Source organism: Aureisphaera galaxeae (genome assembly GCF_028561275.1).
GTDB lineage: Bacteria > Bacteroidota > Bacteroidia > Flavobacteriales > Flavobacteriaceae > Aureisphaera > Aureisphaera galaxeae.
Map to the genome: position 1 here is coordinate 76864 of NZ_JAQQTF010000006.1, position 12787 is coordinate 89650.

Below are 12787 nucleotides of genomic sequence, written 5' to 3' on the forward strand. Positions count from 1 at the left end.
GTTGGTTTGGGGGTTAGGTTAATGGAATACTTATCTGAATAGACGCCCTAAAAGGCCTCTTCGCTTTTCTTCCGTATATGCATACCCGTACTTGTTGCCATAGCCAAAGTTGATCATGGATACATTGTTTAGTACGGTCGCCACATTCACCAGCCTACCGTCTTCAATCGCATCTTTTGCAAATCCTAATAGCTTTCGCTCGGTATAACTTGCTCTAGCCACGTATAAGGTAACATCGGCGAGTTTGTTGATGAGTATGGTGTCGGTAACCAGCATAGAGGGAGCAGTATCTACCACCACATAATCGAAAAGATCCCGGGCTTCTTCAAAAAACTCAACGGTCCTATGCTCCATAAGTAACTCTGCCGGATTCGGGGGAATGACACCCGAAAGCACAATACTTAGGTTCTCATTGTAACTACTTTGAGCCGCCAGATCCTTTAAAGTCAAACTAGGATCTATGATGTATTCCGTAATTCCTTTTCGGCTTCTGGATTCACTGGGCAGATAACGCTGTAATTGAGGGTTTCTAATATCTGCTCCCACCAAGGCCACCTTCTTCCCTGTAAGAGCTAAGGTAAGGGCTAAATTAAAGGCCACGAAGGTCTTTCCTTCCCCTTTAATCGTGGAGGTTACAAATACCGTATTGGCCTTTTTACCGTTGTTCAATTTATTGATGAACAGGTATTGAAGGTTGGTACGAAGAATCCGGAAGGACTCGGCCAAAATACTGCGATCGTTCACCTGAATAAGCTGTTCGTCATTTTTACCCAGTTTTGGGATTTCACCAATGAGACTCGCATTCGGAATCATGGCTTCCACGTCTCTGCGATTGGCAACTCTATTGTTCAGTATCGATCTTCCGTAGATAAAGGAGAATGGCAGTAACAATCCTGCCAAAGCGGCTCCTAAGAAAATCAGTGATTTATTTGGTGATACGGGAACATTGCCTGTAAAAGCCCTGTCCACTACTTTCGCCTTTGGTGCCGTCACAGCCAAAGATATATTGGCTTTTTCCCTTTGTTGCAACAGGAATAAGTACAGCTGTTCTTTAATGGTTTGCTGTCGCTCTATCCCTCGGTATATTTTCTCTGTGGTTGGAACCTGCGAGAGTTTCGAATTGATCGAAGCTTCCTTAAAATTAAGATCTCGTAGGGATATCTTTAGGGAATTGGTTGTGTTTTTAAGACTTCCTAAAATACCGCTTCGTATGTCTTCTATCTGATTGTTCAAATTAACCACCACGGGATTCTTGGAAGTGGACGTTTTCAACAATTCGTTACGTCTTAGTATAAGTTCATTATAGTTGTCTACCGAACGGGATACCTCATCCCCACTCAATCCGATATTTGCTGGCAATAGATCGTTACTGGAAGAACTTTCCATATAATCGATCATGGTATTGGCCAATTCCAATTGCGTATTTACGTCGAACCGTCTCTTTTCGAACTCACTGGCATCTTGAAGAATAAGCTGGGCCTCAGCTTCTATATTGGTGAGTCGATTTTCGCTCTTAAAGACTTCCTTATTCCGTTCTACAGAATCCAACTCTCGGGTAATAATCTCCAAACGGGAATCGATAAAATCTGAAGTCTTCTTGGCTACCTGTCCCCTGTCGTTAATCGCGTCTTTGTTGTATTGAAATACCAATTCATCTATAAAATCTTCAGCGCGTGCGGGAACCGGTGATTGTAAGCTTAAAATCACAACATTACTGTTCTTGATCTCATTTACCACCTTGATCTGTTTTTGGTAAATGGATGCCAAGCGATCTATATCGCGATACATAACAGATATGGTTTTTCCCACATAGTGATCGAAAACCTCAGGGCGATCAAAAATAGGAAGTACGGTAATGTCACCAAATGGTAAATCTACCTTTTCCCCGAAGTCTTGGGTTCGCTCTATCGATTTGCTCTCGGTCCAAACTTCATAGCTGGTTTCGGAAAGAATCTTGAAATTCAGCTTGGGAACTCTGGCGGAAACCACACTATCATTAAATGTGAGGTATCGAACTTCGAAAGGCTTGTATTCGTATAGGTTGGTGTTTTTCAACGTTCCTATGCTTTCATACACCACATTAAGGTCGAGTGTTTTTACGGCCTCTTTAATAATCCTTTTGGAGCGGAATACCGCTAGTTCATTTTCAATCTTATTGTCCCCAAAGCGATTCAGAAAGCTTCCTAATTCTGAGAAAGCGGCCAATTCTCCCGAATTGGATCCCGAGGTATCATCCTTAATAATGACCGTCGCCGTACTCGTGTAATAGGTGGTTGAGTAGCGCAGGTACACAAGGCTCGCAGCAATGGCCAAAATAACGCCCAGCGCAAATAGATACCAATGCCGCGTGTATCGATCCAAGATTTCCCTTAAGGAAGGTTCATTTTGCGGATTATGTTGAGGAAGATTGCTCATGAAATTATCGGGTAATCAATATTACACTGGTCAATACCACAGTGAAAAGTGACAGCAATGCGGGAACATCTGGTATAAAACCAGATTTCTTAACTCCCTTTAAAGAAGGCTCCACATATACCACGTCATTCTGTTTTAAATAGTAAAAAGGACTGGTGAAAAAGTCGGTTTTGGTAAGGTCTACCTTAGTAACCTCCTGTTTCCCGTCCACTTCCCGGATCACCATAACATTTTCCCTTCTTCCATCTTCTGAAAGATCTCCAGCCAGCCCGATGGCCTGTGGAAGCGTCACCTGTTCATCCGAAATGGTATATACCCCTGGACTATTTACACCACCTAAAACGGTAATCTTGAAATTCATAATGCGAACATCAACTACTATATCGGTAATGAATTCAGAAAGTTTGGATTTCAATTCTCCTTGTAGTTCATCCCGGGTTTTTCCACTTGCCTTGAATGTTCCTAAAACAGGAAAATTAATATTCCCTTGGGAGTTCACTAAGTACCCTTGTAGCGTCGGATTGACATTACCTACATTTCCCTCGAGCCCCGTTTTTCTTTGGAATGGTTCCAAAGATTCACGGCTCATGGAAGAAATAGAAATATGTAGAACGTCATTGTTCTGTATAATGGGTTCGAACGAAAGTGCTTCCCCATTGGTGGCAAGCCCTTCAACATCCTGAAAATAAATTATCTGCTTTTTTGTAGCACAGGAAACGACTAAGAAAAGTGTGCATACAAGAAGAAGAGATTGTTTCATAGTGGCATATAATTATGCAAATATAATCTTTTCGTTAAATGATAAGCTTTAGGTAGTAGTGACTTCGGGATTAATCTGGGATTCTTCATCCAATTCGGCAAATTCTGAATTCTCACTTTTAAATTCGGGCACCAATTCCTTCAATAATTTCACCACTTTCTTGTCTTTATGGCGAGTGGCAGTTTTAATGATTTCCTTTACCTTTTTCTTGATGATGGGGAATTCACCCGCTGGTACCTTAGATACCATAATCTTTGGGTGATAGGTTGGTAAAGTGGTTGAAGAATCATTAAGAAGCTCTTCGTAGAGTTTTTCTCCGGGACGCAGCCCAACAATCTGGATGTCGATATCCTCATAAGGCTCAAGTCCTGAAAGACGGATCATACGTTCGGCCAAATCCAAGATACGTACCGGTTTGCCCATATCGAACACATAAATCTCACCCCCTTTGCCCATGGTTCCCGCCTGTAATACCAATTGACAAGCTTCCGGAATGGTCATGAAATAACGGATGATATCCTTATGCGTAACGGTAACGGGACCGCCTTGCATGATCTGTTTTCTGAAATGGGGAATCACCGAACCGCTGGAACCTAACACGTTTCCAAAACGTGTCGTAATAAATCGGGTATAGACACCTTTTTCATTCTGAAGGGACTGCACATACATTTCGGCCACTCTCTTTGAAGCCCCCATAACATTGGTCGGGTTCACGGCCTTATCGGTAGAAACCATCACGAATTTTTCGATATCGTAGTTAATGGCCAAGATGGAAATATTGACTGTACCCAAGATATTCACATAAATCGCTTCGTGGGGGTTTCGTTCAATAAGCGGAACATGTTTGTAGGCAGCGGCATGATAAATGATGTCGAAGTCGTATTTCTTGAACATCAACTCCATACGGTACATATTACTAATATCCGCCAATTCGGTAATGAAATTGAGCTTGGGATGGTTTCGGACTAGATACAGTTCCAACTCATGCAAAGCCGATTCTGCCTGGTCCAATATGATGATCCTTTCTGGGTGAAATTTGGCCAACTGACGAACAATCTCACTTCCAATAGATCCTGCTCCACCTGTTACCAGTACCGTTTTACCTAGAATATCTTTTTTAATGACCTTGTCATCAATATTGATAGGTTCCCGTTCCAGCAAGTCTTCAATCTGAATGGGTTTGATCTGATTTCGGATATCTGCCTTGGTATTCCAAGTTTCCATGGAGGGTACATTAAACACCTCTATGTTTTCCGAAATACAATCTTCAACGATTTGGTTCTTAAGCTTACCCGAAAGGGATTCATGTACAATCAACACCCCTTCAATATTCAATTCCAGCAAGGCTTGTGTGAGTGAGCCCTTCACAGGAATTACGGGCTTTCCAGCAATCTTATATTTTTTGGAACCAAAATTTCGAGTCACAAATCCTACCAATTCAAACGGCATATTTGATTCGTTGGTAATCGCATTTCCTACCGAAATGGTCTGATCATCGACCCCTATGATGACCACTCTTTTCTTATTGCTTCCTACGGCTGCTTTCTTCAAAAACTGATAGCTCTCCTTCACCACAACGCGAAAAAGAAGCATACAGGAAAAGGAAAGTAGCATATAGGTAAATAGAAAGGTGGTAAGGAATACCTTTTCCCCCATCATTAGTTCATATACCGTATTGAATATAAAAACAGTCGCTGCCGTTAGCATACTGGACAGTGCCAGTTTCTTGATGTCGGTAAACGTAGAATGCCGAATGATACCGGCATAGGTTCTAAACAAAAAGAAAAAAATAAGATTCACTGCAGCAATGGACGCAAACTGCAAGGGGATAGAAATGACTTCGTGAAAGCTGATTGGGGTTCCCCTAAGGATAAGGTAGACCAATAGCATTGAAAAAATGAGCAAAATAGAATCTATGATAAATACCGTCCATCGCGGCAAATATCGCTGATCCAGTAGCTTCAGTTTATTATCTCCATCGTACAACTGGCTTAATAAAAAAGCACTTCTTTTCACATGATTAAGATTAGGCACACAAATATAGCTATAATCTAGACTATTTGGGCGATAACCGTGTTAATCCTTTGTTTCTGTTGCGTTGTTAAATTGGAACCTGAAGGCAAGCAAAGTCCATTTTCGAAGAGCCTTTCGGCTACGTCGGTTCCGTAGTAGGGATGGTTTTTGAATACAGGTTGCAAGTGCATGGGTTTCCATAGGGGCCTGGATTCAATATTGTCACCTTCTAAGGCCAGTCGGAGTTCTTCTGAAGTGAATCCGGCAGAGGCTTCTAAAGTGATACAGCTTAACCAGTGATTGGAAAGCCGATCTTCATCTTTTTCAGTAAAGACAGTAACTCCATCATTGTTCTTGAATAGATCGGTATAAAAAGTATGATTGGCACGGCGGAGTCCCACATGCTTATCCAGTACTTCCATTTGTCCGCGTCCTATACCCGCACAAATATTGCTCAATCTATAATTATAGCCTATCTCGCTATGTTCATAGTGTGGCGCTGCATCCCTCGCCTGCGTGGCCCAAAACACCACTTTTTCCTTTACTTTGGGATCTCGGGTAACCAATGCCCCTCCTCCTGAGGTGGTAATGATCTTATTTCCGTTGAAAGACAGTATGGAGATATCCCCAAAACTACCACAAGGACCCCCTTTGTAATAGCTCCCCAGGGCTTCGGCGCTATCTTCCACAATAGGGATATCATGTTTTTTTGCGATCGCTACTATCTCGTCCACCTTAAAAGGCATTCCGTAGAGATGTACAGCGATAATGGCTTTTGGCTTTTTTCCTTTTGCAATTCGATCTACAATCGCCTTTTCTAAGTGTTCGGGGCAGATGTTCCAAGTATCTACTTCGCTATCCACAAAAACGGGTGTAGCCCCTTGATAAATAATGGGATTAGCAGAAGCACTGAATGTCATGCTCTGACAGATAACCTCATCCCCAGCTCCAACACCCAACTGAATCAAAGCCAAGTGAATCGCCGCTGTCCCAGAACTTAGAGCGGCAACGTGAAATCCTTCACCAAAATAGGCTTCCAAGGCCTGTTCGAATCCATTTACATTAGGACCCAATGGAGCGATCCAATTGGTAGCAAAGGCTTCATCTACATAGTTCTTTTCGGTTCCTCCCATATGGGGTGAAGACAAATATATTCTCTCGTTCATAGTTTATCGTATGATTTTGGCTGGGTTCCCATATACCATAGCTCCATCGGGAACATCTTTGGTGACCACGGCTCCTGCTCCTATTGTAGCTCCCTTTCCTATCGCAATACCGGGTAGGATGACACTTCCCGCTCCTACCAAAGTACCTTCACCAATAGTAACACCTCCTGCAACAGCAGCGTTAATGGCAATATGACAATAATCGCCCACCACAACATTATGCGCTACCGTGGCATTGTGATTTACAATACAGAAACGCCCCAATGAAACATCTGCATCTATGACCGTTTGTGCCATGATCGTGGTTCCTTTACCTATGGAGACAGACGGATACACCACAGCACTTGGGTGTGTTAAAATAGGAAAGTCGGCATCGAACTTTTCCGATAGTTTCCTACGGACTTCGTTATTCCCTACCGAAATACATATAGTGGCTTGCGACAAGTCTTCCCCGTTGTATTTGGAAACAGGAACGTCTAGGATGGTTCCGTTTTTGGGAGCGTCATCATAAATTTGGATTACCTGCAGGTTTCCGATACTCCTAATGAGATCTACCATGGCAAAACAATGGCCTCCTGCACCGTATAAAATTAGGTCTTTCATTCTTGCTGTGTTCCTTTAAAGGGTGTTGCCGTTGCCGAATCCGCTTCGCTAATGTCTTTCCGAAGAAAAACTTTGGCAACCGTTTTAAACAGGATTTTTAGATCCAACAAAAAGCTAATGTGTTGGGCATAGTAAACGTCATATTCAAACTTTTTCTCCCACGATATAGCATTTCTACCATTTACTTGGGCCCAGCCTGTAATTCCAGGAGTTACATTATGTCGTTGCTTCTGAAAATCGTTGTACAAAGATAGATATTGTGGTAGCAATGGCCGTGGCCCAACAAAACTCATCTCCCCTTTTATCACATTGAGTAATTGGGGGATTTCATCCAGAGAAGTGGACCGCACCCATTTCCCCAAGGAAGTAAGGCGTTCGTTATCGGGTAACAGGTTTCCATTGGTATCTTTCGCATCCGTCATGGTCTTGAATTTCACAATCTTGAAAATACGTTCGTTCTTGCCCGGCCTTCTTTGAAAGAAAAAAGGACTTCCTTTTAAATGTATTGTTAGTAACAGGGCTACTATTAAAAATATGGGGAATAAAACCACAAAGGCCAGCGAGCCAAAAAGGATATCGAAAAGTGGTTTTACAAATGCTTTGTACACTTAGGTTGTTATTAAGAATTCAACAAATTCTCGTATTCCTTAGAAAGTTCGCCCCAAATATAACTCCTCTCAAACTGTTCTTTGATGCTACTTCGGCTCGATTTGGCCAAACGCTCGAACAAAACCTCATCTTCCCTTAATTGCTTCATGGCATGGAATAAAGCTTCTTCATCCTTAGCGGGTACTATTTTTCCGTTTTCATTTTCAGTAATGATTTCATTACAGCCATTGATGTCACTGACGATACAGGGAAGTTCCATGGCACATGCCTGCATCACTACATTGGGGAAGCCTTCGCGGTAACTCGGAAATACCAAGGCATCACTTAAGGCAAAAAACGGACGAACATCGGTTTGATAACCAGTCGTAATGATCCCTTCGTGTTCGTTGATGGTTTTTGAAGTCCATTCGGAAACAGCATCCAAATCGTCTTCGAAAGGTCCTACCAAAAGCAAAGTGACTTTGGGTTTCTCTTCATATAATTTTGAAAAAGCCGCTACCATCTCGTTAATTCCTTTGTCCTTCACAATGCGCCCTACGAAAACATAAATGAAGGTAGTATCTGGAATCCCAAATTCGGATCGAATGGCCCGTAAGTCTTCTTCAGAAAAATGAGTTCTAGAAAAATAGGTCGTATCTATCCCATTGGAACTCCCTTTCCCGATAATCTTCAGCTTCTTGGGTTTGATGAATCGCTCCTGTACTATGAAATCATACAGTCCTTTGGAATTAGGATATACGCCGGTGGCAAATCGATAGGTGAGCTTTTCTATAAAGTTGAGTAATTTCCGCTTGGGGCCTTTAGCTTCCATAAGGGGCAATCCTGCTACCGTATGTAACCTATGGGGAACACCTGCCAAATAGGCTCCCAACATACCTACAATCCCCGCCTTAGGTGTGTGCGTGTGTACAATCTCAGGTCGCTCCCGACGCAAAAATCGGTAGAGTTTCCAAACAGCAATAAGATCTTTAAAGGGAGTGATTTTTCGGGTGAGTTCTATTGGATGTACCGGTATTCCTTCCCTTTGTCCATAGGCTTCCAAAGCGGGCCTATCTGCGGATACAGCTGTAACATCGTACCACTGCTTCATATAGCCCAACTGACCTTCCAGTAGCTTTTCCAACGACAAGGGTATGGTGGTGATTCGTATTAGTTTTGGTTTTCCCATAGGGCACGATACAAGGTATTTAATTTTTGAACCATCACATGAATATCATATTCGGAAGCTCTTTGTTTACAGGCAATAGCCACTTCCTTTGCATATTGTGAATCAGCCAATAGCTTATTCAATTTATCTGCCAAGTCTTTATCGTTCCCCTCTTCAAACAACACCCCTGCTCCTTTCACAACGGGAGTTAGTCCTGGAACGGCAGAAGCTACAAAGGGCCTTCCCGAAGCCATTCCTTCAATACTGGAAAGTGATAGACCTTCAAAATGGGAAGATAATACGACTACATCGGCCATTTTCAATAGCGCAGGAACATCATATCGGGCGCCGGTGAAATGTATGGCTCCTTTGTGCTGCAGTTCATAAGCCAACATTTTACATTCATCCATTTTCGGTCCCTTCCCTACCAATAAAAGTGCTGTAGGTTGTTCTAGATGTGCCATCGCCTTGATGAGCGTAGCTTGGTCTTTCTGTTCCGTAAAACTGGAAACTTGAATAATGACCCTATGGCTTTCATAGATATCTAATTCGGTTTTGGTCTTGGGCACAGCATTCCGAATCTTGGCAATATCCACTCCGTTGGGTATCCGTACAAATTTAGAGGCTGGCGCTTTTAAATGTGCCTGCAAGTTTTGCTCTACCTCTCCGGCAATGGCGACGATCTTATCGTATTTCTTGTACATCCATCGATCTACCCATTTCATCAAAGTGCCTCTACGTCTATTGGAAGTGTTATGTTCGGTAAAGACCATTTTCACCTTAGATCCAGACAACCATTTGGCCATAGCTGCCCAATACAATCCAGGAAACAGATGAACATGGATAAGATCGTACTCTTTGAACAGTTTCCTCAATTTAAAAATGTGCTTGGGACTATAGACTGAACCCTTTGCCAACGTATGAATTTTGCACGATCCTGTTTCTTCCAATTGTTTCAGAAAAGAATGAGGAGTCGCATCCAACAAAGCTACATCGCAGGTCGTGCCTCCTTCGTTCAATTTTGGAACCGTATCCAAAATCAATTTTTCCGCTCCTCCCGTGGCTAAGCTATTAATGACCTGAAGTATTCGCAAGGCGTAACTTTTTTTGTTGTTGAAAATAATAGAGCGACCAAAGACCAAAAATGATCCAATAGGGAACGAGCATGTTCTTTTGTCGGATCATAATACCCAAGTTCCCCAAGATGAGACTGAAGGCTACACTTCCCAAGAGAAAGTATACCACAAATGCTTTTAGCATGTAGTTAGAAGTACGAAACCCCTTGAATGGTTTTCTCCGGAAAACTTGCACCGTAAAAATCAGTAAAATGAAATTCTCTACAGAAGCGATCACCGCTAAGATTCCGTTGATATCGAAAAACAGAGGACGGAATAGAAACGTAAACAGCTTAAGTGGGAAAGGATAACCACTAATGTCTACCCCGGATCCTGTGCGGGCCTTATTCAAATTAGCAGATCGTTCTGAGGCAAATTCATTGATGGCAGAAACTTCCAGACTTTCCAGTTGAATGAAGTTCTGAACGTATCCGAAAATGGAAATGAACCCTACCAAGAAAACCAAAAACAGTAGTACTTTCAAATATCCCTTTAAGCGATTGTCCATCATAAATCCAACGCCAAAGGCAAATAGCAAGAACAAAAGAATGTGTGGCCTAATAACAAAGGACAGTATGATACTAATCATAATTAGGAGCCAACGCTTCCTGAAGTCAATAAGGGCATACACAAACATGGCGATGCTAAAAAACAGCAGTGAATCTTTTCCTATTCCTGATGACCAGAAATGAAGGTTGGGCAAAAACCATATCCAAGGAAACAACGGGATGTTGAATATGCGTATGTCTTCAAAGCTATCCAATTCGGGGAAGATATGTTGCATGATCTTAATGAGATACACGAAACCAATGTATCCCAACAGAGCATACATCATATTCCCTGTGAAAAATGATAGTTGCAATACCTTGGATGGAATATAATTGAGTAAGTAGACCACCCCTGTAGCGGAACCTTGATCTATAATCGCCAAAATATCATCCAAAGAATAGGTCTTGGGTGCTTTCCAATAGTGGACGGCATCCCCTCCAAAGAAGGTAAGGTAGAAATGGAAAGCAATAGCAATCCCAAAATGGTAAAAGAACAGTTGACGCAACAATTTCTTATCCGATCGACCCCTCATACCACTGAAAAAATGATAATTGAATCCAATTAAGAATACGATGAAAGTTATGCAGATATCAAGTAGCAGCATTTCTTACTGGTTCGCGGTTATTTCGTCGAAGCGTGCTTGGGTGGTTTCAGAAAGATTCATGGGGTCCGAAGCTTTTTTAGATACCCACCGAAACAGCATTGCCTTGGTCTTGGGGCCAAAGATAGCGGAAAAATAGTCTTTGAGTCCTGATCGTTTCAACCAATAGAACAAGCGCTTAAAACGTAGGCTTCTGGTTGTATTAGAACGCTTTACCTCCCAATCGGTTTCCATTGGCAATTCCAAGAATGCATTTAGTTCATCGATTAGCGCTGGGGTTCTTTGTACCCATTCCTCGAAAGGAACTACCAAAACACGGTCAAATTGCGAACGAAAGGAAGCTATGGCTTTATGATAACAACTCATGTTGGTGTAACTATACCAGGGCAATTGTCCTCTATCGAAAGACGTAATATCCTGTAATAGCACGTCCTCAAAGGATTTCATCTCCCTACTTAAGCCCGAAAGCATTTTGTAGTGGGAAAAAGCCCTAGTTAAGGGGTTGCGGGTAAGGATGATGATGCGTGCCTCAGGGTTGTAGGATTTAATACCTTCTGCCACTCCGGGTGCGTGCAGATACATAGTGCTGGCTTCAGCAAGCCATTTCTCTTCGGTTGCCAATGAAAACAACTTGTCGTAATCGGCTTCCCGCTCCACATTGGCAATATGAAGTGATTCCGGGAATTGGGTCTTTAGATAGGTATCCCAATTGAAAAACTTGGAAGGATCGTACAGGATATCAGGAACTTCATCCACAAAGTAATTGGGTTCCTTGACTGGGCACATATATACCTGGGGAATTTGGGAAAGGGCTTCCACAAAAGAAGTGGTCCCTGCCTTCATGGCACCAACAACGAATAAATTTGCTTTGGGTTTTCCCTCCATCATCCTTTTAATCGTTTAAGCAGTCCATACATTCCTTTATAGGGAAATGCATGTAATAATGTAAGCAGCGCTTTGTGCTTTCCCCGAACTAACCTTTTGGCCAATTTATATACTTGTTTTTCTTCGGAACGACTGTAATGTTTGTAGTTCTGAAGGTATACAATAGGAACAAAGGAGTTTAAATATTTGGAAAACCATTGCTGTTCTTGGTCCGTTAATTTCGGTTTCACTTCGGCCAAGGTAGTAAGGTAGGTACAGAAATCGGTAGCATCATATACTGCTTGAGAGGCGGATTGTGCGGTGTTTTTTAGGTAAAAAGACAGGGGTTTGTTTATAAAAACCACTTCTTCATTTGCACAAAGGCGTATCCAAAGATCATGGTCTTCGTGTTTGCGCTGCCCTTTTCTGAAACGGTGATTCGCATCGAAAAGTGAGGCTTTGAACACCGCATTAGAGGCATTGATCGGCGGCAGATACTTTTTAATGATTTCGAAATAGTTCGTTATCCCAGAAGTTCCATCCTTAGGCAAGAGGGCATGCTGGTAACGTTCTATGGAATCTTCGAAAACCCTGCTCCTACCTGCCCCAAAAATGTTTACTTTGGGAAATGCCTCCATGGCTTTTACCATTTCAGCCAAAAAATTAGGATCCCACCAGTCGTCCCCATCTAAAAATGAAATCCACGGATATTGTGCTTTTTCTATTCCCGTGTTTCTGGCTACGCTGACACCACTATTTTCGATCGTTATAAGTCGAATCCTAGGATCCTGAAAGGTCTTTACCACTTTCTCTGAATCATCGGTACTCCCATCGTTAACAACAACAATTTCAAAATCTGCATAGGTTTGATCCAACACAGACTGTATTGTCTTTGCAACATACTGTTGTTTATTATAAAGGGGTACGATTACAGATACCATATGA

Annotated in this window: 11 protein-coding genes; all 11 read right to left on the reverse strand. The window is 42.2% G+C overall.

Features of this window, described 5'->3' with window-relative positions; all coding sequences use genetic code 11:
* Positions 1-30: 30 nt before the first annotated feature.
* From POV27_RS11020 to POV27_RS11070, 11 genes are read right to left on the reverse strand one after another with little or no spacing between them, the layout of a single operon-like run.
* Complete coding sequence (locus POV27_RS11020) at positions 31-2415, reverse strand: GumC family protein (protein WP_272862825.1); 2385 nt, start codon at positions 2413-2415, stop codon at positions 31-33.
* A 4-nt stretch (positions 2416-2419) separates the two neighbouring features.
* Positions 2420-3175: a polysaccharide biosynthesis/export family protein gene (locus tag POV27_RS11025; protein WP_272862826.1), complete on the reverse strand. Its 756-nt coding sequence runs from the start codon at positions 3173-3175 to the stop codon at positions 2420-2422.
* A gap of 48 nt (positions 3176-3223) precedes the next feature.
* On the reverse strand, positions 3224-5191 hold the full coding sequence (locus tag POV27_RS11030; RefSeq protein ID WP_272862827.1) for a polysaccharide biosynthesis protein: 1968 nt from the start codon (positions 5189-5191) through the stop codon (positions 3224-3226).
* A 35-nt stretch (positions 5192-5226) separates the two neighbouring features.
* Entirely contained in the window at positions 5227-6354 is a 1128-nt protein-coding gene (locus tag POV27_RS11035) for a DegT/DnrJ/EryC1/StrS family aminotransferase (RefSeq protein ID WP_272862828.1), read from the reverse strand.
* Positions 6355-6357: 3 nt separating this feature from the next.
* Entirely contained in the window at positions 6358-6957 is a 600-nt protein-coding gene (locus POV27_RS11040; RefSeq protein ID WP_272862829.1) for an acetyltransferase, read from the reverse strand.
* Positions 6954-7565 carry a sugar transferase gene (locus POV27_RS11045; RefSeq protein WP_272862830.1) on the reverse strand — a complete coding sequence of 204 codons (612 nt, stop codon included), beginning with the start codon at positions 7563-7565 and terminating at the stop codon, positions 6954-6956. The genes POV27_RS11040 and POV27_RS11045 overlap by 4 nt, the downstream gene beginning before the upstream one ends.
* Before the next feature lie 11 nt (positions 7566-7576).
* Positions 7577-8734, reverse strand: a complete 1158-nt coding sequence (locus tag POV27_RS11050) for a glycosyltransferase family 4 protein (RefSeq protein WP_272862831.1) — start codon at positions 8732-8734, stop codon at positions 7577-7579.
* Positions 8716-9807, reverse strand: a complete 1092-nt coding sequence (locus POV27_RS11055) for a glycosyltransferase (protein WP_272862832.1) — start codon at positions 9805-9807, stop codon at positions 8716-8718. Before POV27_RS11055 ends, POV27_RS11050 begins: the two co-directional genes overlap by 19 nt.
* Positions 9785-10981, reverse strand: coding sequence for a hypothetical protein (locus tag POV27_RS11060; protein ID WP_272862833.1), 1197 nt, complete (start codon positions 10979-10981; stop codon positions 9785-9787). The genes POV27_RS11055 and POV27_RS11060 overlap by 23 nt, the downstream gene beginning before the upstream one ends.
* A 3-nt stretch (positions 10982-10984) precedes the next feature.
* Positions 10985-11866, reverse strand: coding sequence for a sulfotransferase family protein (locus tag POV27_RS11065; protein ID WP_272862834.1), 882 nt, complete (start codon positions 11864-11866; stop codon positions 10985-10987).
* Positions 11863-12783 (reverse strand): glycosyltransferase family 2 protein, encoded by a 921-nt coding sequence (locus POV27_RS11070; protein ID WP_272862835.1) that lies wholly within the window; start codon positions 12781-12783, stop codon positions 11863-11865. The genes POV27_RS11065 and POV27_RS11070 overlap by 4 nt, the downstream gene beginning before the upstream one ends.
* Positions 12784-12787: the final 4 nt, after the last annotated feature.